The following is a 20,363-nucleotide window of genomic DNA, read 5'->3' as shown; positions in this document are numbered from 1 at the left end:
CAGCCTCGGAGCCCTCAGCGGACACCGCACCGCGCGATCCCGGCCACCAACGACCTGCACGCCACCTGAGCAGCAAAAAGGCCCGGTTCCATGATGTGGGGTCGGGTCTTTCTGTTCTTAACCCCGCGTCCCACATCCGAACGGCGCGACTCACCTCACACTCAACGTTATGGTCGTCCCGTGACCGCCACAGCCTGGCAGCAGATCGAAATCGAACGCTACGAAGATGGCTGGACTCCGTTCGACGCGCGTTTCGCCTTCCGGCCGTACTCCCGGAGGGACGGTGAACCTGCGATCAGTGAGCCCACCCCGTCGCTGACCATCGACCTGGCCCCGATCTTCGCCAGCGATCCGGCTCAATTCACCGCAGCCCAAAACGCCGTCAACGCCCTCGGCCTGCTCGCCATGACTCGCGCCTTCGCCGAGTCGCAACACTTGCTGGTGCTCGACTGGCAGCACCCAAGCTGGTGGTTCTGGCCACACCGCCAGGCCCTCGCCGAGACCGTCGGCTGGCCCGTCGAGATCTTCCCCAACGGGGACTACTCCATCTTCCTGTCCGAAGACATGACCAACGGCACCTTCGGCCACCCCTGGGAACAGACCCTCTGCATCTTCGGCTCCAGCCTGCTCACTGAACTGGCTCCTCTCCTCACCTCGTGGCTGCCGGTCAAGCGAGCCCATTCCTGGGAGCCGCCCACCGCAAGTGCCTCCAAAAACGTCCGCTGACTTTTCGCTGACTCCGGCCCTGCACCCCTCTGCGGACGCCCTGCTGCTCGCCCCCGATCACTGACAACTCACACTCATCCTGAACAGCGAAAAGGCCCGGCTCCATGATCAGGAACCGGGCCTTTCGATCTTGTGGGGTGTTCACGAGTTGGGCCGGCCTGGAGCGCAGGGGATGTTGAGAAGATCGCTTCCCGAGGAGGCAATGATCGTTTCCCGTCTACCCGTCCGAGCCCTGCCCCGGTGCGAAGAAGACCTGAACACCGGCCGTTCTCCAGCCGTGATCAGCACGACCGCGTCGACTGCCGACCTCGCCCGTCTCCCTTTTCCGGCGTACCCGGCTCACCCCCTCGCCGGGCCGAAGCACGAAGCGCCGCCGCGATCCACGTGAAGAGCGCAGGCCCCTCCTCACCCGTATCGGGCGGCGTCCCGTTGATCACGGCCACTAGGGACAGGTACCTGCCATGAGTGGCGTCGTAGCGGGCCTCCTCCAGGGAATCCTCGCGCTGGATCCTCTCGACGAGGAGAAAAGCCGTGGCCAATCGGTCCCGCGACTCAGCCGTGGCCTGCCCGCCGACGGCCTCGGCGGCCGCGTTCGCCATGCGAACAACCAACTCCTGTGCCCGGGGAGAGTCCGCCGGCAGCCCGGAACGACACGCCGCCAAGACCTCCTCCCCGACCTTCGCCCCCTCCTCGTGGATGAAGTCCCACACCGGTGCGGCGGCCATGCGCCATCCCGGGAACGTGCCGTAGGTGTCCCGGAGATAGGAGCGGACCGCGCCACGGAACTCCTCGCCCCGTACCAGGTCGGCCAGCTCGATCCAGGCTTCGAGCTGAGCTGCGGTGGGGTCCTCCGGCAGGCTCGGCCGCATCGTCCGCAACCGCTCGACGAAACCGGGGGTACGTCGAGGCCTTCGCCGACCTCGTTCCAGAAATCGTCGATGAGCCGCTCACGCTCCTCATCGGGCATCGAGACGAGTTTGTGCATCAAGGTCACCTGCGCGGCCGTGCCGCCCTGCTTGACAAGGGTCCTCAGCACGGCCCGTCTGGCCCGAAGGGCTCGCTCCTGCCGCTCGACGAGCTCCAGGTGCGTCGCGAGGAGATCGTGCAACGACGTCTCCCCATCGAGCAGTTGGCGGATGTCGTCCAGGCCGGCGTCCAGGTCGCGAAGGGTACGGATGAGCTCCAGCCGGGCGATCGCCCGGACGTCGTACAGGCGGTAGCCCGCCTCGGTCACACCTGTGGGCACGATGACCCCGGCGTCGGAGTAGTACCGGATGGCGCTGACACTCAGACCCGTCCGGCGTGCCACGTCCCCGATCGGATACAGCTCGTTGTCGTCCATGCCGTCACTATGGTGTCTCAAGCGGCTTGAGACTCAAGTCCCGCCCACCAGCGTCATGGACTCCGAAGGGCAGGCCGGGCTGATCGGCCGTAATCTGACCGTCGCCATCCAGCTGATCGTGAGAGTCCCGTACTGGAGAGACTGTCTGGCACGCGCCCCCGGCGGACCGGAGGCGATGCGATCAGTGGTCCCGGAGCTGGAGCAGGAATACCGCAACAACGGTATCGATCTTGACGCGTGCCGTGCCTCGCCGGCCGGGTTGCTCGCGCTGTATCTTCCGCCGACGGCGGACGTGCTGGCCCATCTCCTGGAGACGGTGACGCTCCCCGGCTTCGTCCTGCTCAACAAATGCGACAACGCCTACGGACCGATCAGCAGATGATCTACGGGGCTTCCCGGTGTCGGTGGTAGCGGGCCGATCAGCAGGAAGCCGTTCCAGATGGGGCTTTTCCCGTCTCATACCGACGACGAAGAGAGCCGTCGCGCCAACGGACCTGGCCGGCGGCGCGCTCAATGCCTCAGTGGGAGCCGTCAGGAGGTGGGGCGAATGCGCGAGTGCCGCGCCTGGAACCAGTCAGTGGCGATGTCGGTTTCTGTGATCCGCCCGATCAGCGCCAAGGCGGAGCTGATGCTCTCGTCTTGTTCCACGCGATCGTCGAGGACGCCGTCATCGTTGATCTGGAAGCGCAGTCCGTCCATCAGGTGGTCGAGCGCGTGCGGATCGTCGCCGAACCGCCGCTCTGGCAAGGTTGGCTCGAAGGAGACGACCATGCGCCCATCGCGCGCGTACTTGAAGTAGTCATTGTTGTTGATGTCCATGTCGAGACTGAGGGCCTCACGGCCGCCCTCGGTGATGGACAGCAGGAACGCGTCGTCGGAACGCGCCGGCACGATACCGATCCAGCCGTTGACCTCGGCCACCCAGTCGGAGCCGTCGTCGATGTTGCGGTCGAGGATCTCGCTCAGGTAGCACGGGGTACGGGTGGCGAGGTCCAGGGAGAAGGCCGGGGCGAGGGCATCGAGGCCTGCGCCTTTGATCCAGATGGCACTGAATCCCAGCGCCCACAGGTCCATGTCGGCATCGAGTCCTTCAGTGAAGAGGGTCGAGACCAGAAGGTCGTGCAGGTAGGTCCGTGACTGCATGGCTGCCTCTCGACAGGGGCGTACCGCAAGACGCCCGTGGGTTAAGGGGTGTCTTACTCGATTTCTGAAGGCGTTGAGAGTGGGTTCGTACTCCACCTTCGACGGAATTCCGCTGATGGCCGGTCGTCCGGACGCTGCGTCGGTGAGTTCGACTGTCTCCGACGGCCGATACGTCCTGGCGTTGTCACGTCAAAGCGCACCAGCGTGCCCACTGCTACGCGGTCAACGTCACCACCAGGAACACGGCCCCCATCACCAGCGCGACCGGCGTCATCACCAAGCGCTCGAACTTGCTGCGCGACAACAGGTTCATCACCGAGTTCAGCACCAGGTAAATCACGATCACCCACATCCCGATCGTCAACAGCGGCTCGCCGATGATCGACACCAGGCCGGCTTTGCTCACTAGGAACAGCGCGAACACAGCGTAGATCAGGACCGCGACAACGCTCCCGATCCGGAGGTTTCGAGGCAGCACGTCGTGCCGGCCACCCCAGGCGAAACGGCCCAAGGGCGCTCCGGCAGCAAGGGCGATCTGGCTGACGGCGAGTATGGCGAGCAGGACCAGGCCTGCGATCGCAAAGGCGGGCATGGCTTGACGCTACCCAGGTTTCGGGGTCAACAGGTGTCCGTCCTGCGGGGGGGAGCTCAACGTGCATGCGGACCCTGGTGAGACGCACCACTTCCGATCAACGGCTGCCACATCGGTGACCGAGCACGTTGACCACCCGACCGTTGGGATCACGGACGAAGAACCGGCGCACTCCCCACTCCTCGTCCCGCAGGGAGTGGACGATCTCCGCGCCGCTCTCTCGCATCACCGCATAGGCCGCGTCCACATCGTCCACCTCCACGCTCATGTCGGGCACGACCGGCGCGGTCTTGTCCTGGCTCATGAAGGTGACCTGCGCCGTGGGGTTGGACGGAGAGGCGAGCGTCATGACCCAACCATGGTTCATGACTTCCTCGAACCCCAGGAGGCCGTAGAAGTCCCGGCTCTCCTCCATGGCCTCTGATCGGATGTCGGGCATCACTCGGCGAATAGACATCGGCGATTCCTTTTGACGGGTTGGACGGGCCGGTTCCAGAAGCAGCTGGTTTTGTAAAGGACTATCTACTAACCGGTCAGCGCGGATGCAAGAGGTTGGCGCCCCAGGTGGACGCCAGGCAGGCGTAGAAGACCAGCAGAACGGGGACCAGCGACTGGCCGAAGTACGACATCGGGATCAGCGCCGCCTGCAGGGGCGTCCGTCCAAGTCGCTCACCCTCGACCAGGCGGAAGCCGTGCTCAAGGCGTCCGAGGGCACGGCACTGCATGCGTACATCGTGCTGTCGCTGCTGCTCGGGGCGCGCACCGAGGAACTACGGACGCTCACCTGGTCACACGTCGACCTCGACGGCACCCCGCCGTCCATCATGGTCTGGCGCTCGGTCCGGGAGGGCGGCGACACCAAGACCCGCAAGTCCCGGCGCACACTGGCCATGCCGAGGCGGTGTGTCGACGCCCTCAAGCTCCACCGCGAGCGCCAGGACGTGGCCCGCAAGGCGGCGGGAACGAGTTGGCAGGACAACGACCTCGTCTTCGCCTCCAAGGTCGGCACCGAACTCGACTCCCACAACGTCCGCCGCTCGTTCCGGGCCGTGTTCAAGAAGGCCGGCCTGAACGAGGAGGAGTGGACACCCCGCGAGATGCGGCACAGCTTCGTCTCGCTGCTGTCCGACTCCGGCATCCCGCTGGAGAACATCTCCCGCCTGGTCGGCCACCGCAACACCTCGGTGACGGAGACCGTCTACCGCAAGCAGCTCCGCCCGATGCTCCTAGAAGGGGCCGAAGCGATGGACAAGCTCTTTCCCGATCTCTAGCTCAGCACTCCGACGTAGACCCATGCCCGGCGAGAGCGTCCGCCTCGCCGGGTTGTCGCTTTCTGACGCTGCATCAGGCAACCTTCGTCTTGTTGCGAGATGCCATCCGGCCGCGTAGAGGGCAACGTCGTGGCGGATCGGCGGTCGACGAGCAAGCCCTCTAGGGCGCGTATCGAGTTGTGATCGATCTGCGGGATTCGCCCTTGTTGCGGGGCCCGATCCGGTAGGTCGTCTTGTGCGACGAGGGTCCAACTGACGGACGAGGAGTGGGAGTTCATTCGTGGAGTCCTCCTCGGCCGACGGCTCCCTTCGGGTAGTGGCGGCGCAGGTTGGCGGCGAGGACGCGGTCGAGCGTGCGGTCGGACAGCATCCGGGCCAGGCGGGTGATCAGGGCGGCATCCCGGCCGGCGGTGTAGCGGGTGCGCGGTCTGTGGGTCGTCACCGCCTTCGCGATGACCCGGGCGGCGGCGTCAGCGGTCAGGCCCGATGCAGTGCCCGAGGCCATCAACTTGTTATTCGCCTGGACCAGGCTGCCGTAGCGCTCGTCCTGGTCCGGCGTCATCTGGGCGGCCAGGTGGTTCGCCGTCGCGATCCCGCGGGCGGCCATCTCCGTGCGGACGCCGCCAGGCTCAACCACGACCACCTGTACGCCCAGCGGCGCGACCTCCCTGCGGAGCGAGTCACTGACCGCCTCCAGGGCGAACTTCGCGCCGGCGTACGCACCGTATGTGGCCATGGCGATCTTGCCGCCGACCGAGCTGATGTTGATCACGCGACCCTTGCTGCGCAGCAGCGCGGGTAGGAGCGCCTGAGTGACGGCGATGTGGCCGAACAGGTTGACTTCGAACACCCGCCGCCACTCCGCCATCGGCAGGGCTTCGACCGGGGCGTTCACCTGGACGCCGGCGTTGTTGACGAGCGCGTGCAGCGCGCGCGGGTCGCCGGCGACCCGCACGGCGAGTGCCTCCACCTGCTCGGACTTGGTGATGTCGAGGATGACCGGCTCGATGCCGGTCGATCGGATGGCGTCGGCGTCACGGTCGCGTCGCACGCCGGCCAGGACGTGGAATCCCTGGCGAGCCAGTTCGCGGGCGGCTGACGCGCCCATGCCTGTGGAGGCTCCGGTTACGACGATCAGCTTCTGAGTCTCAGATGACGTTGTCACCTTGGCTACGCTACCCGCACAGATGACACTGTCAACTGTAAGATCGAGGCCATGGTCACTCGTGCGGAATCCGCCGCCCTCACCCGCCGCGCTCTGCTCGACGCGGCCGCCGACCTCCTCGACCTCGGCGGCCCCGAAGCGGTCACCTTGCGCGAGGTGGGCGCGCGGGCAGGCGTGACGCGGGGAGCGCCGTACCGGCACTTCACGGGCAAGGACAGCCTGCTGACCGCCGTCGCGACCGAGAGCTGGGAACGGATCGCCGACCAGGTCCACGCCCTGCGGACCGATCCGGCCCTGTCGGTCTCCGACAAGCTGCGCGGCGCTCTCCGCACCCTCATCGGCGTCGGCCGGGACCAGCCGCACCTGTACCAGATGTTGTTCAGGCGTCGCGGACACCGTCCTGAAGAACTTGGTGAAGGACTCGATCGCGTCCGGCGTCAGCTGTGCACACCGGCGGGCGACCCGGCCGCAGACCGCGTCCGCACGGCCGGACGCTTCCAGGACGAGTTCCTGGCCATCGTCGCCGACCTCGTCGGGGAGCGGAACGCACGGCACTACGGCGCCCTGCTGCTCAGCAGCGCCCACGGCATCGCGGACATGGAGCTCAGCGGCCACCTCAGCACAGACAAATTGCGCACCACCTCCGACGAGCTCGTCGACACCCTCGTCCGCATGGTCACGGACGCCGGCACAAACTTCGACTGAAAGCTGCCCCTGCTCGGACGATCGAGGGGCGGGCAGACCAGCTAGGTCCACCTCGCCGCCGACCGCAAGTGCCGCCCACTGGCGTTCGTCCTGACCGCTGGGCAGGCCGCGGACAGTCCGCAGTTCATCTCCGTGCTCAAGAAGATACGGGTGCGGGGCCCCGTCGGCCGTCCCCGCGTCCGGCCCCGCGCGGTCGCCGGGACAAGGCCTACTCGTCCCGCAGCAACCGCGCCTACCTGCGGAAACGCCACATTCAGGCTGTCATCCCGGAGAAGAGGGACCAGGTCGCCAGCCGGAAGAAGAAGGGCAGCAAGGGCGGCTGGCCCGTCAGCCACGACGTCGACCTCTACAAGGAGCGGAACACCGTCGAGCGTCTGATCAACAAGCTGAAGGCCTGGCGAGGCATCGCCACCCGCTATGACAAGACCCCTGAGAGCTACCTCGCCAGCCTCTACCTTCGCGCCGCGATGATTTGGATCAAAGACCTCACCCGGACCGTCTCTTGATCACAACTGAATACGCGCTCTAGTCGCGCTTGGGCCAGATCGGGCCCTGGTCGGTCCAGATGACGCCCTTGTTGCGGCACAGGCAGAAGGGGTGGCCGATCGGGTCGGTGTAGATCCGCCAGCCGTAGCCGTCGTGGCCGATGAAGTCCTGCTGCAGCGTCGCGCCGAGATCGAGGACGCGGCGCTGCTCGGACTCGATCTCGTCCACTTCGAAGTCGAGGTGGAACTGCTTGGGGTGCTCGCTGTCGGGCCACTGCGGAGCGCGGTAGTCGTCCACCCGGATGAAGGCCAGCTCGACCTCGCCGAACTTGATGCCGGCCCAGTTCTCGTGGCTGCCTTCCTTGATCGCGCGGCCCGTCACCTCAGAGTAGAAGGCCGCCAGCTTCATCGTGTCCGGGCAGTCGATGATGAAATCGGTGAGTCGCAGCATTTCGCAATCTTGTCACAAGATATCCGATATAGGAGCCTTAGTCCGGGTTCCCATCGGTGTAGTGGAAGTGCTCCTGCTGCGCGGTCGTGAAGCGCCCGACGAACGAGGGGGTCTGCTGATGGGCGGCGCGGGGCTGGAAGTGGCCATGCTCGATCGCCCAGTCGTAGACACCCGTGTCGAGGGGGTACTCCGTGAGCATCCCCGTCAGCTTGCCGGTCTTGATCCACGACTCTGCGCGCTCTCGCGTCCGGAACACGCCTGACGGCCACTGAGCACCCTCACCCAGGAAGACCCACACGGTCACGGGACTGGAATCGCTCACCGCTGAGACACCTCGTCACTGAACTCTGCGAAACCCGGAGAGGCACGGCCTCGGTGGATGGACCGTAGTCACTCAGTTGGTCACTCAGCAACGCAGAAGGCCGCTCCCGATCTCTCGGAAGCGGCCTCTGACCTGGTGGAGATGAGGGGATTCGAACCCCTGACCCCTTCGATGCGAACGAAGTGCGCTACCGGACTGCGCTACATCCCCAAGACGTGGACTAGATTAGCAAACTTCCGGGGGCACTCGCGCCATCCAGAGCCACCGTCAGTCGCCGACCGCGCGGCGGGGTGTCTCGGCGTACTGGTCGAAGAGCTCGTCGCGGAGCGCGGTCAGGTCGATGACCTCGGCCACCGGGCGCTGGGCCTCCAGCAGGGCGGCGCGGCGGCGGGCGCGTCTGGCACGTTCCGCGCGGGCCTTGGCGGCCGCTCTCCGCTGCTCGGCGTCGATCTGCACGGTGACCCGGAGAATGGCCAGATAGGCCCCCAGAAGCACCACGGAGGGCGCCACGCCCCACCAGGGGATGACCTGGACGGCGGCCGTCACCACGGAGGCGAGCAGGAGCAGCACGCACCAGAAGGTCAGCCGCCTGCGCTTGGCCACCTGCCTCCCCCTGCGGCGGAGCTCGGCGCGACGGCGCTCGGCCGCGATCCTCCGCGGGTTGGGCCGGCGTGCGGGCGGGGTCTCGGACGCGGTCTGGGCACCCGTCGAGATCTCCCGATCGCCGGGCTGCGACGCGTCGTCGCCCGGCGGGAACTCCGACATGGTCCCGGTGGCGGAAAGGCCCCCCGAGGAGGACTCGGCCGGGGACTCCGGGGAGGACGCGTGCGGCGGCTCGACCAGGGTCTCGGTGGAATCCTCGTCGTAGGCGTACGACTCGGGGTCCTTGGTCGTCTCGACGAGGGTGTTGCGGTCGCGGCGCAGCCACATGGGCACGAGCACGCACAGCCACATAATGACAATGGCCAAATACAGGACAACGCTGCTCACGGCCACCTCCGGGCAGCATGAAGACGCGGGTGGTCTCCCGGCGCCTTCGATGTGCTCATGTCACGCACCGTAAGACCGCGTGTCACTATTTGACGAGCATTCGATGCGGTGTGTCGTGAGATCTTCAAACCTCTTCGTGCGGAGTGCCGCCATGGGCGGCCGCCTCACGGGCCCGCCGCCACCGCACAAGCAACCCTCTCGGCGCGTCTTCGACCGTGAGCGCGTAACAAATGTGGTCACGCCAGGCACCATCGATGTGCAAATGCCTACGTCTGATGCCCTCTTCCCTAAAACCAAGTTTTTCAACCACTCTGCGGCTTGCGTGATTTTCCGGCCGGATATTGGCCTCGACCCGGTGCAGCCCCGTGGTGAAGAAGCAGTGATCGACCGCCATGGCGACCGCGGTGGGGGTGATCCCGCGACCGGCCAGCGCGCCGTCCACCCAGTAACCGATCTGGGCCGACCTGGCGGAGCCCCAGACGATGGCGCCCACGGTGAGCTGCCCGGCGAAGGCGCCCTCGTAGGTGATCACCCACGGTAGTGCGAGGCCCTGCCGGGCCTCCCTGCGGAGGGTTCCGGCCATCGAGATGTAGGGGCCGAGGCCGGTCTTGAAGAGGGGGGTCTCAGGATTGCTCGGCTCCCAGGGACGGAGCCAGTTCGCGTTGCGCAGCCGCGACTCCCGCCAGACGCGTACGTCCCGCAGCCGCAGCGGTCGAAGTCCTACCGGACCTTCCGTCAGGGTCACCGGCCAGCCACGAAGTCGATCCACGCCCTCCATCATCCCCCCAACACCACCCACCGTGCTATGGGAGGCGACGGGCCCGCGCGAAGGTACGAGTCAGCGAGGGTGGTCTCCCCCGCGGATCTGGTCCACGGCATGCCGGAGCACCGGCGCCAGCACGGCCATGCCGTCGCGCACCCCTCCGGAGGAACCGGGCAGGTTGACGATCAGCGTGCCACCCGCCTGCCCGGCGAGCCCGCGCGACAGGATCGAGGTGGGCACCTTCTCCCGGTTGACCTGGCGGATCGCCTCGGCGATGCCGGGGACCTCCCTGTCGATCACCCGCCGGGTCATCTCCGGGGTGAGGTCGGCCGGGGTCAGCCCGGTGCCGCCGGTGGTGACGATCACGTCGTACCCCTCGGCCACCCCGGAGCGCAGCGCCGCCTCGACCGGCTCGCCGTCGGGAACCACCCTCGGCCCGTCCACCTCGCACCCGGCCTCGGCGAGCAGCCCGGCCAGCAGCTTCCCGGACGTGTCCTGGTACGTCCCGGCGGCGGCCCGGTTGGACGCGGTGATCACCAGGGCTCTCATGAGGTTCCCCTGGTCCAGACGCCCGTCTTGCCGCCGGTCTTCTCCTCGACCCGGACATCGGTGATCACGGCGGCCGGGTCGACCGCCTTGACCATGTCGATCAGAGCGAGCGCGGCGACCGAGACCGCGGTCAGCGCCTCCATCTCGACCCCGGTACGGTCGGCGGTCTTGACCCGTACCGTGATCTCCACGCCGTCGTCGACCACGGCCAGCTCGACCTTGACCCCGTGCAGCGCGATGGGGTGGCAGAGCGGGATCAGGTCGGGGGTCCGCTTGGCCCCCATGATCCCGGCGATCCGCGCGGTGCCGATCGCGTCGCCCTTGGGGACCTCCCCCGACCGCAGCAGCGCCACGGCCTCGGCCGAGAGCAGCACCCTGCCGGTGGCGGTCGCCGTACGGACGGAGACCTCCTTGGCCGAGACGTCCACCATGCGCGCCGCGCCGGTCTCGTCGATGTGCGTGAATCCAGTCACAGTGGGATGACCTCCACACTCGCGCCCTCGGGAAGCTCGACGACGTCCTCGGGGACCACGATCAGGGCGTTGGCCGAGGCCAGGGCGGCGAGCTGGTGCGAGCCCTGCCTGCGCACCGGGTCGACGGTGCCGCCGGGGCCGAGCACGCCGCGCAGGTAGGAGCGCTTGCCCTGGGGCGAGCGGAGCGGCCCGGTGGTGACCGCCCGCACGGTCGCCGTGGGCTCGGCGGCCAGACCGCCCATCTTCCGTAGCGCGGGCCGGACGAACACCATGAACGACACGAACGACGACACCGGGTTGCCCGGCAACGTGAAGATCGGGATGTGGTCCTCGCCGACCACGCCGAAGCCCTGGGGCATGCCCGGCTGCATGGCGACCCGCTCGAAGCGGACCGTGCCGAGCGGCCCGAGGGCCTCCTTGACCGGCTCGTACGCCCCCATCGAGATACCGCCGCTGGTGATCACCAGGTCGGCCCGCAGGAGCTGCGCGTCGAGCTGGTCGAGAAACCGCGCGGCGTCGTCGACGACGATCCCCGCCCGGTAGCCCTCGCCACCCGCCTCGCGGACCGCGGCGATCAGGGCGAAGCTGTTGGACTCCCAGATCTGGCCGTCGCCCAGGGGCAGGCCGGGCTCGACCAGCTCGGCCCCGGTGGATATCACCACCACCCTCGGACGGGGCCGCACCAGCACCCGGCGGCGGCCCACCCCGGCCAGCACTCCGAGCTGCGCGGGCCCGATCGGGGTACCCGCGGGCAGCACGACGTCACCGGCGCGCACGTCCTCTCCCGACCTGCGAATGGCGTTCCCCGGCGGCGCGGAGCGGTTGATCACCACCTGCGCGGTACCGCCGTCGGTCCACTCGACCGGGATCACCGCGTCGGCCCCGGCGGGCATCGGGGCCCCCGTCATGATCCGCATGACCATGCCGGGGCCGATGGCCTGCATCCGGCCGTCGCCGGCCGCGATGTCGTCGATCACCGGGAGCGTCACCGGGGCGCCGGCGACGTCCTCGGCCCGCACGGCGTAGCCGTCCATCGCGGAGTTGTCGAAGGGCGGCAGCGGAACCGGGGCCGTGACCTCCTCGGCCAGCGTGGTGCCCAGCGCCTGCTCCAGTTCCACCTCCAGCGGAGCGAGGACCCGGACGGTACGCAGGATGTCGGAAAGGTGGTCGTCGACCGATCTCATGGAGCTCATCGCGCGGCCAGGAACTCCTTGAGCCAGGGCAGGAACTCCGGTGCCAGGTCGGGGCGGTCGGCGGCGAACTGCACCACCGTACGGAGGTAGTCGAGCTTGTTGCCGGTGTCGTAGCGGCGGCCTCGGAACAGCACTCCGTGCACCGGGCCGCCCTGGTCGTTGCCGCGCCCGGCGAGGGTACGCAGGGCGTCGGTGAGCTGGATCTCGTTGCCGCGCCCCGGCGGGGTGTTCTCCAGGACCTCGAAGACGGCCGGGTCGATCACGTACCGGCCGATGACCGCCCAGTTGGACGGGGCCTCGTCCGCGGGGGGCTTCTCCACCAGGTCGGTCACCCTGACCACGTCGTCCTCGCCGGTGGGCACGATGGCGGCGCAACCGTACAGGGAGACCTGCTCCCTGGGGACCTCCATCAGCGCGATGACGCTGCCGCCGTACACGCCGCGTACCTCGATCATGCGCTTGAGGAGCTCGTCGCGGTAGTCGATGAGGTCGTCACCGAGCAGGCACGCGAAGGGGCTGTCGCCCACGTGCTGCTTGGCGCAGAGGACCGCGTGGCCGAGGCCGCGCGGCCTGCCCTGCCGTACGTAGTGGATGGTGGCCAGGTCCGCGGGCTCGCGTACCTGGGAGAGGCGCTCGTCGTCGCCCTTGGCCTCCAGGGCCTCCTCAAGCTCGATCGCCCGGTCGAAGTGGTCCTCGATAGAACGCTTGTTCTTCCCGGTGACCATGAGGACGTCGAGCAGTCCGGCGGAGACCGCCTCCTCGACGACATACTGGATCGCGGGCTTGTCGACGATCGGCAACATCTCCTTGGGGGTCGCCTTGGTCGCCGGAAGAAAACGGGTGCCCAGACCCGCCGCGGGGACAACGGCTTTCGTCACAGCATCGAAGTCGGCCATAACCGAAACCATAGTGGAGGGACCCGTGGACAAGCTGAGGCTGCGTGCCACTGTCGAGGCGGCGCGGGCCGCGATCCCCGATGAGCGGCGCCATGCGGCCTCCGTCCAGATCAGGGAATCCCTGCTGGACCGGCCCTGGGTCCAGATGGCCGGGCTCGTCGCGTGCTACTGGTCGATCGGGACGGAGCCCGCGACCCACGGGCTGGTCTTCGCCCTGTGGAAGCACGGCGCGACCGTGATCCTGCCCGTGCTCCGCGACGACGCCGATCTCGACTGGGCCGTGTACGACGGCCCAGACACCCTGGCCCCCGGCCGCTTCGGGATCATGGAACCGGTCGACACCCGCCGCGGCGTCGACGCGATCAGGACCGCGGCACTGGTGATCGTGCCCGCGCTGGCGGTGGACAGGTCCACCGGGGTACGGCTCGGGCGGGGCGGCGGCTCCTACGACCGGGCACTGGCCAGGGTCGGCCCGAACGTGCCGACCGTGGCGCTGCTGCACGAGGGCGAGTTGCTCGACGACGTGCCCGCCGAGCCGCACGACATGGCGGTCCGCTACGCGGCGACGCCCGAGGGGATCTTCAGGACGGGCGCCACGGGCACCTGAGCCGGCACGCGGGGCACCCGGCCGCCCGAGAAACCTCCGACGCCGGCGCCTCAGACACGCGACCGACCCGGAGACCTCCACAACCAGCGCCGAGAGCACCCGACCACTCCGGAGACCTCCCGACACCAACGCCCCAGGCACACGACCGGCCCGGAGATCTCCACAACCGGCGCCGGGAACATGTGCCCGACCACGGTGAGTCACCGGAGTCGGCATCGTGAACACACAATCACCGCCTGTCCCGGGCCCGGTGTGCACCCGGGCCGTGACCCGCTGTGCGCGTGGGGCGTGTGTGACGCCCTTTTCGAATGCGACACAATGGTCCCCACAGACAGAGAGGGGACCAGATGGGGCTGGACGTCTGGCTGCTTCTCGGGGCCGGAGTCGTCATCGCGGCCGTCGTCGCCGTACGTGTCGCCCACTGGAGCGGACTGCCCAGCCTTCTGATCTTCCTGGGCTTCGGAGTACTCCTCGGTGAGTCCGGGCTCGGGCTGCAGTTCGAGAACCCGGAGTTCGCCCAGCAGATAGGCCTGATCGCGCTGGCGATCATCCTGGCCGAGGGTGGCCTGACCACCACCTGGAGCCACGTCAAGGGAGCCATTCCCACCGCCCTGGTGCTCGCCACCGTCGGCGTGGGGGTGAGCATCGCGGCTGTCGCGGTCTCGGTGCACCTGATCCTCGACCTGGACTGGCGGACCGCGCTGCTGCTCGGCGCGATCCTCGCCTCCACCGACGCCGCCGCCGTCTTCTCCGTGCTACGCCGCCTGCCCCTGCCGCCGCGCCTCGCGGGCATCCTGGAGGCCGAGTCGGGTTTCAACGACGCGCCCACGGTGATCGCGGTGATGCTGCTGAGCACCGCCACCTCGCCCAGCCTCGGGGTCGCGCTGTTCGACGTGCTCTTCGAGCTGGTGGTGGGCGCGGCCATCGGCCTGGCGGTCGCCCCGCTCGGCATCTACGCGCTGCGCCGCATCGCGCTCCCCGTCTCCGGCCTGTATCCCATCGCGGTGCTGGCCCTCGCGTTCGTCGCCTACGCGGGAGCCGTGTTGCTGCACGGCAGCGGCTTCCTGGCGATCTATCTCGCGACGCTGGTCATGGGCAACTCCCGGATGCCGCACCGCGCGTCCTCGCGAGGTTTCGCCGAGGGCGTGGCCTGGCTGGCCCAGATCGGCCTGTTCGTCATGCTCGGGATACTGGTCAGCCCTTCGGAGATGCCGACCGCGGTCGTACCCGGCCTGGTCGCCGGGCTGATCCTGGTCGCGGTGGCCCGCCCTCTGTCGATCATGGTTTCCGCCTTCCTGACCCGTCTGACGGGCATCGCCAGGCTCAGCTGGCGGGAACAGGCGTTCCTGTCGTGGGCCGGGTTGCGCGGCGCGGTGCCCATCGTGCTCGCGACCATCCCCTGGGCCGCCACCTCCATCGAGAACGGCACGGCCAAGCTCGTGTTCAACGAGGTCTTCGTGATCGTCGTCGTCTACACGCTGCTGCAGGGGCCGACCCTGCCGTTCGTGGCGAAACTCCTCGGGCTGTCCACCCCCGACGAGGCCCGCGACCTGGAGGTCGAGTCGGCGCCGCTGGAGGAACTCAACGCCGACCTGCTCCAGGTCAAGGTGCCGCCGACGTCCAAGCTGCAGGGCGTGGAGATCTTCGAGCTGCGACTGCCCCGCGACGCCCAGGTGACGCTGATCGTCAGGGAGGGCCGGACGTTCGTCCCCACCGACTCCACCAGGATCAAGGTCGAGGACCAGCTCCTGGTCGTGACGACGGCCGCCTGCCGGGACAGCGTCGAGCGCCGGATGCGGGCGATCAGCCGCAAGGGCAAACTCGCGGGCTGGTACGGCGAGCGTGGCGTCTGATCGAGATCTCCCTTCGGAATGCGAAGACGCCAACTCGCGTTTAAGCTTGTCGGCTGCGTACCATTAGCAGTCGCGCCACTAGAGTGCCAATCGGCGCGGACCATACGAGGAGGAGCGCGTGCCCACCTACCAGTACGCCTGCAGTGCCTGTAACCACCAGTTCGAAATCGTCCAGAAGTTCTCCGACGACGCTCTCACCGAGTGCCCGAGCTGCGCGGGTGACCTGCGCAAGGTGTTCTCCGCGGTCGGCATCGTCTTCAAGGGTTCGGGCTTCTACCGGACCGACAGCCGGTCGTCCTCGTCCAGCACGGTGAGCTCGTCGACCTCCTCGGACTCGTCCGGCTCGTCGAAGTCGTCCGACTCGTCGAGCTCCTCGACCTCGTCGACCTCGTCGGACTCGAAGTCCGACGCCAAGCCGGCGAAGGTGGCGAGCAGTCCGGCCCCCGCGGCGTCCTAGGCTCCCGGCCGCCGAGAGGCCCAGGGACGCCAGGGCTGCCATCGGGGGCCCGGTCCAGAGCGCTCATCTCGGCGCCCGGTATCCACAGGCCGCCGTGTGGACTCCCGCAGGAGGTTATCCACAGGCAGTCCCCCGGGCTCCTCAAGTACCCTGCCGTGGCGCTAATCTCGGCGCCATGGGCACTCGCGCGGACATCGGAGTCATCGGCGGCTCGGGCTTCTACTCGTTGCTCGACGACGCCACAGAGGTCGAGATCACCACCCCGTACGGGCCACCGAGCGACGTCGTCACCGTCGGCCGCATCGGATCGCGCTCGGTCGCCTTCGTGCCCCGCCACGGCCGCGACCATCGCTTCCCGCCGCACCTCATCCCCTACCGGGCGAACCTGTGGGCACTGCGCTCCCTCGGCGTGCGCCAGGTCCTCGCCCCCAGCGCGGTCGGCTCGCTGCGCCCCGAGATCGGCCCCGGCGCCCTGGTCGTCCCCGACCAGCTCATCGACCGCACCGCCGGCCGCGTACAGACCTACTACGACGAGGGCGGCGTCGTCCATGTCGCCTTCGCCGACCCCTACTGCCCCTCGGGCCGCGAGGCGGCGGTCTCCAGCGCGCGTTCCTCCGACTGGGAGGTGTCCGACGGCGGCACCCTCGTGGTCATTCAGGGCCCGCGCTTCTCGACCCGCGCGGAGTCCCGCTGGTTCAGCGGCAACGGCTGGTCGATCGTCGGCATGACCGGCTTCCCCGAGGCCATCCTCGCCCGCGAGCTGGCCCTCTGCTACACCTCGATCTCCCTCGTCACCGACCACGACGCCGGGGTCGAGGCGGGTGAGGGGGTCACCCACGAGGAGGTCCTCGCCTTCTTCGCCACCAACGTCACCCGGATGCGCTCCCTGATCGGCGACGTCGTCACCGCCCTCCCCGAAGACCGCACCTGCCCCTGCCCCACCGCCCTCGACGGCCTGAAGCTCCCCTTCGACCTCCCCGACTGAGCCCACCTCCTGAGACATCGCCGGGCGATCACCGATTCCGTGGGATCGCCGGCAGTCGTCCCCGTCCCGCCATCCGGCGGGGCATCCCGTCACGGGCACCGCGCCGCCCGGCTCCCATCCATGGAGTCAGCCATGCGCGCCCTGCGCCGCCTCCTCGGCCGCCGTCACCGCCTGCTCGCCGCCCTCGTCGCCGCCCTGGCGATGGGATGCGCCCTGCTGGCCCTGCGCCCGGACACCGCCTCGGTGATCGTCCTGACCGCCGCCAGGGATCTCCCCGGCGGCGTGCTGCAGGGGACCGACCTGACACCCGCGGCCCTGAGGCCCGACACCGTCCCCGACGGCGCGCTGAGACCCGGCACGCCGTTCGCCGGAAAGATCCTGGCCGGTCCCGCGCGGCGCGGGGAGCCGCTGACCGACGTCCGCCTGCTCGGTCCCGGCCTGCTGGCCGCCCACGGCCCCGGAACGGTCGCCACCCCGGTCCGCGTCGCCGACCCCGAGACCGCGCGCCTGCTCTCGCCGGGTGACGTGGTGGACGTGCTCGCCGCCGCCACCTCGACCTGGGACGGCACCGCCCCCGCGGCGACCGTGGCCGAGGACGTCACGGTCCTGGCCACCCCGGACGAGAAGTCCGAGCGAGGCGCCCTCGTCGTACTGGCCACCACCTCGGCCCAGGCGACCGAACTGGCCTCCGCCCAGGCGGGCGGACGGCTCTCCATCACGATCGGCGCCCGCACGAGGTGATTCCCAGGAGCGTGCTCCCAGCGCCGTTGGTCATCAGGTGCTCCTGCCTGGCGGACGCGGGCGGGCTGGATGAGCCCCCCGCCCGCGTCACGCGCCGTACGGGCGCGTTGGATAACGGCACGGCGGCCTGGGCCGGGGAAGGGAGGGCCGCCGTGCCTGCTCAGAAGTGGCCGATAGTGGCCGAGGTGGAGGTGAGCGCCCAGCGGTGCAGGAGCGCGGTCATCTCGGCCTCGCGCATCTGCGCCTTGAGGCCGTCGACGGTGCGGTCGCAGAGGAGCAGCGGTTCTGGGGTGGGCCAGGTGGCGATGGCGTGGAAGAGGCGACTGCCGGTGCCGTAGAGCACGGCCCAGCCGGGCCAGGTGATCTCCAGCATCGCGGCTTCGGCGCGGGCTTCGTGGTCCCAGGTGTAGTGCGGCACGGGAGGGGCGGCCTGGCCGTCGCGGTGGCGTCCACGCGGGCGGGCGGGCCGTCGCCGGATCATGAGATCACCTGCCCGGTGGCCTGCTCCTGCGTTTCCCCGGCGGGGGTCTCCGTGACGGCAGCCACCTGGGCATTGGCCTCCTTGGCGATGGCCTCCTGCCGGTCGGTCTCGGCCCGGAGCGTGTCGAGGGTGTCGGCGTCGATGGTCCGTTCGGCTCCGGCATGGAACGCGGCCAGGGAGAAGGGCTCCTCCCTGCTGGCCCACAGCCGTCCGGCGTCACTGAGGATCAGCCGCCAACCGGGGATGGTCGACTCTGGGGTGCTGGAACTAACATCGTCCACTGATTGGACCTCCATCCGATCAAGGGCCCGTCCGGACGTTGGTAGCGGAGGACGGGCCCGCTTCATGGGGCGGTGCAGGACATGGAGGGGTACGCCGTACGGGCCGGGCGGCCGGTACGAAGACGGGGCGACCGCTACGCGACGCAGAGCGCAGGCGGCCGTTCGCCCGGGACGGGGTATGCAGCGATACCTGCCCCCGGGCTGGGGCGGTCTGGTGCGGGCGGACCTGGCCAGGGGCGCCTGGCGACGGCGGCAGGGCACCCGCCGGGGCGGCGATACCGGTACGGCGGGCTCGGCGGCCGGGGCCTGCTCGGCAGACCGCTGAGCGGGTACCAGCGGGATCACTTCGGCCGGGGCCGTGAGCGCGGACGACTCGAAGCAGGGCAAGGAGCGGTCCCCGGTACGCCGGGCCTCCAGCCGCGTGGCCATCAGAGCGCCGGAGGGCTGCGCGTACTCATGATCGGCGGACCGGTCTGGGCAGCCGTGCGCATAGGGGGCATGCCCGCAGGTGGCACACCCCATCGGCATTGGCGGCTCATTGACGAAGCAGTCGCAGCCGTTCGCCATGGTCCGGTCGAGAACCGGAGCACCAGGGTTGTTCACGGGTCGGAGCTCGCTTCCTGGTCGAGGGCTCGTCCGGTCGCGTGCAGCGCCGAGCGGGCTCGTTCACGGGAACCATGACTGGGTCGATGACGCCTTAGTGATCTGCACCACTCCAGTGAGACAGCTCAATGATGGATGGGAAATCCCAGAACAGCAAGGGAAATCCCAAGATGGCGTTGCGTGAAGTGGGAAAGAGGATCTGGCCTGGGGCAAACTGTCCCCATGCAGAACACCGTTCGCCAACGCCGACTGGCCCGGGAGATCCGCAACCTCCGAGACGCCGTCGGCTGGAAGACCACCGAGGCCGCCCAGCGCCTTTCCTGGTCAAAGAGCAGGCTCAACCGACTGGAGACAGGCGCAGCCAAGGCCACGGAACAGGACGTGACGGAGATCTGCGATGTCTACAACGTCGCCGAACCTGTCCGAGCCGCACTGCTTCAACTCGTACGGGACGGTGTTCGCCAAGGCTGGTGGACCGCCTACAGCGATGTGTTCGCTGGGTCGTACGTCGGGCTGGAGGATGAGGCATCGCTCATCAAGGAATGGGGCGTTCAACTCATTCCCGGCCTGCTGCAGACCGAGGATTATGCCCGCGAGATCATAGGCGCGGGGCTCGGAAACGACGATGCCGATCAGGTGCATCGTCGAGTGATGGCCAGGATGGCGCGAAAGACGCTACTCGGGCGGCCGAACCCGCCTACGCTGCATGCCGTGCTGGATGAGGCGGTGCTTCACCGACCGATCGGCGGCCCGGAAGTGATGCACGAGCAGTTGCGGGCTCTGGTCGTCGCCGCCCGGCGCCCCAATGTGGTCATCCAAGTGCTGCCCTTCGGGATTGGTGTCCACGCGGGCATGGACGGCGCGTTCATCCTCCTGGAATACGCCGACCCGGCCGACGATGTCGCCTACGTGGCAGGTACGGCTGGAGACGTATATGTCGAGAACCCTGAGCATGTAACGCGCTATAAAGTGTCTTTTGAGCGCATTTGTAGCACAGCACTTGCCCCTGACGAATCACAAGCGATGATCGCTGCGGTCATGAAGGAGTAGCCATGTCCTCCGATCTGCCAGGTGCCGAGTTCCGTAAGTCCAGCTACAGCAACAGCGGGGATGCGTGCGTGGAAGTGGCCACGAACCTGCCGGGCCTCGTCGCCGTCCGCGACAGCAAGGACCCGTCGGGCCCCGTGCTCACCTTCTCCCCGGCAACCTGGAACGACTTCCTCGCGGGCATCCGTACGGGAGAAATCTGAGACCACCGCAGGACCTCCTCGTCCGGCGGTGCCGGATGA

The 20,363-nt window shown here is 68.5% G+C and carries 27 protein-coding genes, 1 tRNA gene and 4 pseudogenes; 13 read left to right on the top strand and 19 right to left on the bottom strand.

The annotated features are described in order from the left end of the window. Window positions 1-180 precede the first annotated feature (180 nt). Window positions 181-726, top strand: coding sequence for a DUF2716 domain-containing protein (locus ABT130_RS07730; RefSeq protein WP_350953732.1), 546 nt, complete (start codon window positions 181-183; stop codon window positions 724-726). Between the two features lie 281 nt (window positions 727-1,007). On the opposite strand, the gene ABT130_RS07725 is transcribed toward ABT130_RS07730, so the two are convergent. After that, entirely contained in the window at window positions 1,008-1,604 is a 597-nt protein-coding gene (locus ABT130_RS07725; protein ID WP_350953764.1) for a hypothetical protein, read from the bottom strand. 299 nt (window positions 1,605-1,903) lie between these two features. After that, window positions 1,904-2,068: pseudogene (locus ABT130_RS07720) on the bottom strand (helix-turn-helix domain-containing protein); the annotation flags it as partial. A 55-nt stretch (window positions 2,069-2,123) separates the two neighbouring features. Here ABT130_RS07720 and ABT130_RS07715 point away from each other — a divergent pair. After that, entirely contained in the window at window positions 2,124-2,450 is a 327-nt protein-coding gene (locus tag ABT130_RS07715) for a hypothetical protein (protein WP_350953730.1), read from the top strand. A 149-nt stretch (window positions 2,451-2,599) separates the two neighbouring features. Here the strand turns inward: ABT130_RS07715 and ABT130_RS07710 are convergent, their stop codons facing one another. The 4 genes from ABT130_RS07710 to ABT130_RS07695 all read right to left on the bottom strand — a co-directional run bounded on the left by ABT130_RS07710 (window position 2,600) and on the right by ABT130_RS07695 (window position 4,528). Beyond that, window positions 2,600-3,211 carry a DUF6461 domain-containing protein gene (locus ABT130_RS07710; RefSeq protein WP_350953728.1) on the bottom strand — a complete coding sequence of 204 codons (612 nt, stop codon included), beginning with the start codon at window positions 3,209-3,211 and terminating at the stop codon, window positions 2,600-2,602. A gap of 214 nt (window positions 3,212-3,425) precedes the next feature. Then, window positions 3,426-3,803, bottom strand: coding sequence for a hypothetical protein (locus ABT130_RS07705; RefSeq protein WP_350953726.1), 378 nt, complete (start codon window positions 3,801-3,803; stop codon window positions 3,426-3,428). Between the two features lie 97 nt (window positions 3,804-3,900). Next, window positions 3,901-4,260: a VOC family protein gene (locus ABT130_RS07700; protein ID WP_350953724.1), complete on the bottom strand. Its 360-nt coding sequence runs from the start codon at window positions 4,258-4,260 to the stop codon at window positions 3,901-3,903. A gap of 76 nt (window positions 4,261-4,336) precedes the next feature. Next, complete coding sequence (locus ABT130_RS07695; RefSeq protein ID WP_350953722.1) at window positions 4,337-4,528, bottom strand: hypothetical protein; 192 nt, start codon at window positions 4,526-4,528, stop codon at window positions 4,337-4,339. Between ABT130_RS07695 and ABT130_RS07690 the strand changes: the two genes are divergently transcribed. Continuing rightward, window positions 4,496-5,074, top strand: a complete 579-nt coding sequence (locus ABT130_RS07690) for a site-specific integrase (RefSeq protein ID WP_350953721.1) — start codon at window positions 4,496-4,498, stop codon at window positions 5,072-5,074. The two genes, ABT130_RS07695 and ABT130_RS07690, sit on opposite strands and share 33 nt — an antisense overlap. Window positions 5,075-5,348: 274 nt before the next feature. Here the strand turns inward: ABT130_RS07690 and ABT130_RS07685 are convergent, their stop codons facing one another. Next, on the bottom strand, window positions 5,349-6,239 hold the full coding sequence (locus ABT130_RS07685; RefSeq protein ID WP_350953719.1) for an SDR family oxidoreductase: 891 nt from the start codon (window positions 6,237-6,239) through the stop codon (window positions 5,349-5,351). A gap of 51 nt (window positions 6,240-6,290) precedes the next feature. On the opposite strand from ABT130_RS07685, the pseudogene ABT130_RS07680 reads away from it, so the two are divergent. Further along, window positions 6,291-6,854, top strand: a pseudogene (locus tag ABT130_RS07680) (TetR/AcrR family transcriptional regulator); the annotation flags it as partial. Further along, a pseudogene (locus ABT130_RS07675) lies at window positions 6,806-7,450 on the top strand (IS5 family transposase); the annotation flags it as partial. The pseudogenes ABT130_RS07680 and ABT130_RS07675, both read left to right, overlap by 49 nt. A gap of 19 nt (window positions 7,451-7,469) precedes the next feature. On the opposite strand, the gene ABT130_RS07670 reads toward ABT130_RS07675, so the two are convergent. The 9 genes from ABT130_RS07670 to galU all read right to left on the bottom strand — a co-directional run bounded on the left by ABT130_RS07670 (window position 7,470) and on the right by galU (window position 13,066). Next, the gene (locus tag ABT130_RS07670; protein ID WP_350930290.1) at window positions 7,470-7,880 is read right to left on the bottom strand and encodes a VOC family protein; all 411 of its coding nucleotides are present in this window, start codon (window positions 7,878-7,880) and stop codon (window positions 7,470-7,472) included. Window positions 7,881-7,917: 37 nt separating this feature from the next. Next, window positions 7,918-8,202 (bottom strand): DUF7710 domain-containing protein, encoded by a 285-nt coding sequence (locus tag ABT130_RS07665; protein ID WP_350953716.1) that lies wholly within the window; start codon window positions 8,200-8,202, stop codon window positions 7,918-7,920. Between the two features lie 133 nt (window positions 8,203-8,335). After that, a tRNA-Ala gene (locus ABT130_RS07660) sits at window positions 8,336-8,412 on the bottom strand. Between the two features lie 57 nt (window positions 8,413-8,469). Beyond that, window positions 8,470-9,192, bottom strand: a complete 723-nt coding sequence (gene sepX / locus ABT130_RS07655) for a divisome protein SepX/GlpR (RefSeq protein WP_350953715.1) — start codon at window positions 9,190-9,192, stop codon at window positions 8,470-8,472. Between the two features lie 124 nt (window positions 9,193-9,316). Further along, on the bottom strand, window positions 9,317-9,970 hold the full coding sequence (locus ABT130_RS07650; protein ID WP_350930299.1) for a GNAT family N-acetyltransferase: 654 nt from the start codon (window positions 9,968-9,970) through the stop codon (window positions 9,317-9,319). A 60-nt stretch (window positions 9,971-10,030) separates the two neighbouring features. Then, on the bottom strand, window positions 10,031-10,504 hold the full coding sequence (locus ABT130_RS07645; RefSeq protein WP_350930284.1) for a MogA/MoaB family molybdenum cofactor biosynthesis protein: 474 nt from the start codon (window positions 10,502-10,504) through the stop codon (window positions 10,031-10,033). Next, window positions 10,501-10,977 carry a cyclic pyranopterin monophosphate synthase MoaC gene (gene moaC, locus ABT130_RS07640; RefSeq protein ID WP_350930283.1) on the bottom strand — a complete coding sequence of 159 codons (477 nt, stop codon included), beginning with the start codon at window positions 10,975-10,977 and terminating at the stop codon, window positions 10,501-10,503. The genes ABT130_RS07645 and moaC overlap by 4 nt, the downstream gene beginning before the upstream one ends. Further along, the gene (gene glp / locus ABT130_RS07635; protein ID WP_350953760.1) at window positions 10,974-12,161 is read right to left on the bottom strand and encodes a molybdotransferase-like divisome protein Glp; all 1,188 of its coding nucleotides are present in this window, start codon (window positions 12,159-12,161) and stop codon (window positions 10,974-10,976) included. Before glp ends, moaC begins: the two co-directional genes overlap by 4 nt. A 5-nt stretch (window positions 12,162-12,166) precedes the next feature. Further along, a complete protein-coding gene (gene galU / locus ABT130_RS07630) occupies window positions 12,167-13,066 on the bottom strand; it encodes a UTP--glucose-1-phosphate uridylyltransferase GalU (RefSeq protein ID WP_350930282.1) in 900 nt (299 codons plus the stop codon). 25 nt (window positions 13,067-13,091) lie between these two features. On the opposite strand from galU, the gene ABT130_RS07625 reads away from it, so the two are divergent. The 3 genes and pseudogenes from ABT130_RS07625 to ABT130_RS07615 form a co-directional block, all read left to right on the top strand. Then, on the top strand, window positions 13,092-13,673 hold the full coding sequence (locus ABT130_RS07625; protein ID WP_350953714.1) for a 5-formyltetrahydrofolate cyclo-ligase: 582 nt from the start codon (window positions 13,092-13,094) through the stop codon (window positions 13,671-13,673). Window positions 13,674-14,020: 347 nt separating this feature from the next. Next, window positions 14,021-15,526: a potassium/proton antiporter gene (locus ABT130_RS07620; RefSeq protein ID WP_350953713.1), complete on the top strand. Its 1,506-nt coding sequence runs from the start codon at window positions 14,021-14,023 to the stop codon at window positions 15,524-15,526. Between the two features lie 118 nt (window positions 15,527-15,644). Next, window positions 15,645-15,785 (top strand): annotated as a pseudogene (locus ABT130_RS07615) (FmdB family zinc ribbon protein); the annotation flags it as partial. 14 nt (window positions 15,786-15,799) lie between these two features. Here the strand turns inward: ABT130_RS07615 and ABT130_RS07610 are convergent. After that, window positions 15,800-15,940, bottom strand: coding sequence for a hypothetical protein (locus ABT130_RS07610; RefSeq protein WP_350953762.1), 141 nt, complete (start codon window positions 15,938-15,940; stop codon window positions 15,800-15,802). A 218-nt stretch (window positions 15,941-16,158) separates the two neighbouring features. On the opposite strand from ABT130_RS07610, the gene ABT130_RS07605 reads away from it, so the two are divergent. Continuing rightward, a complete protein-coding gene (locus ABT130_RS07605; RefSeq protein WP_350930278.1) occupies window positions 16,159-16,968 on the top strand; it encodes an S-methyl-5'-thioadenosine phosphorylase in 810 nt (269 codons plus the stop codon). Between the two features lie 132 nt (window positions 16,969-17,100). Beyond that, window positions 17,101-17,709, top strand: a complete 609-nt coding sequence (locus ABT130_RS07600; RefSeq protein ID WP_350953711.1) for an RcpC/CpaB family pilus assembly protein — start codon at window positions 17,101-17,103, stop codon at window positions 17,707-17,709. A gap of 160 nt (window positions 17,710-17,869) precedes the next feature. Here the strand turns inward: ABT130_RS07600 and ABT130_RS07595 are convergent, their stop codons facing one another. Together ABT130_RS07595 and ABT130_RS07590 are read right to left on the bottom strand one after the other, a co-directional pair. Then, a complete protein-coding gene (locus tag ABT130_RS07595; protein ID WP_350953709.1) occupies window positions 17,870-18,190 on the bottom strand; it encodes a hypothetical protein in 321 nt (106 codons plus the stop codon). After that, entirely contained in the window at window positions 18,187-18,471 is a 285-nt protein-coding gene (locus tag ABT130_RS07590) for a hypothetical protein (RefSeq protein ID WP_350953707.1), read from the bottom strand. The genes ABT130_RS07595 and ABT130_RS07590 overlap by 4 nt, the downstream gene beginning before the upstream one ends. A gap of 178 nt (window positions 18,472-18,649) precedes the next feature. Here ABT130_RS07590 and ABT130_RS07585 point away from each other — a divergent pair, with 178 nt between their 5' ends. From ABT130_RS07585 to ABT130_RS07575, 3 genes are all read left to right on the top strand, one after another. After that, window positions 18,650-18,796 (top strand): hypothetical protein, encoded by a 147-nt coding sequence (locus ABT130_RS07585; protein ID WP_350953705.1) that lies wholly within the window; start codon window positions 18,650-18,652, stop codon window positions 18,794-18,796. A 500-nt stretch (window positions 18,797-19,296) separates the two neighbouring features. Beyond that, window positions 19,297-20,124 carry a helix-turn-helix domain-containing protein gene (locus tag ABT130_RS07580; protein WP_350953703.1) on the top strand — a complete coding sequence of 276 codons (828 nt, stop codon included), beginning with the start codon at window positions 19,297-19,299 and terminating at the stop codon, window positions 20,122-20,124. A gap of 2 nt (window positions 20,125-20,126) precedes the next feature. Then, the gene (locus ABT130_RS07575; RefSeq protein ID WP_350953701.1) at window positions 20,127-20,324 is read left to right on the top strand and encodes a DUF397 domain-containing protein; all 198 of its coding nucleotides are present in this window, start codon (window positions 20,127-20,129) and stop codon (window positions 20,322-20,324) included. The last annotated feature ends 39 nt before the right edge of the window (window positions 20,325-20,363 follow it).

The organism is Streptosporangium sp. NPDC001681 (assembly GCF_040298085.1).
Lineage (GTDB): Bacteria > Actinomycetota > Actinomycetes > Streptosporangiales > Streptosporangiaceae > Streptosporangium.
The sequence above is the reverse complement of the archived record's forward strand: the minus strand, read 5'-3'. Positions and strand labels throughout refer to the sequence as shown.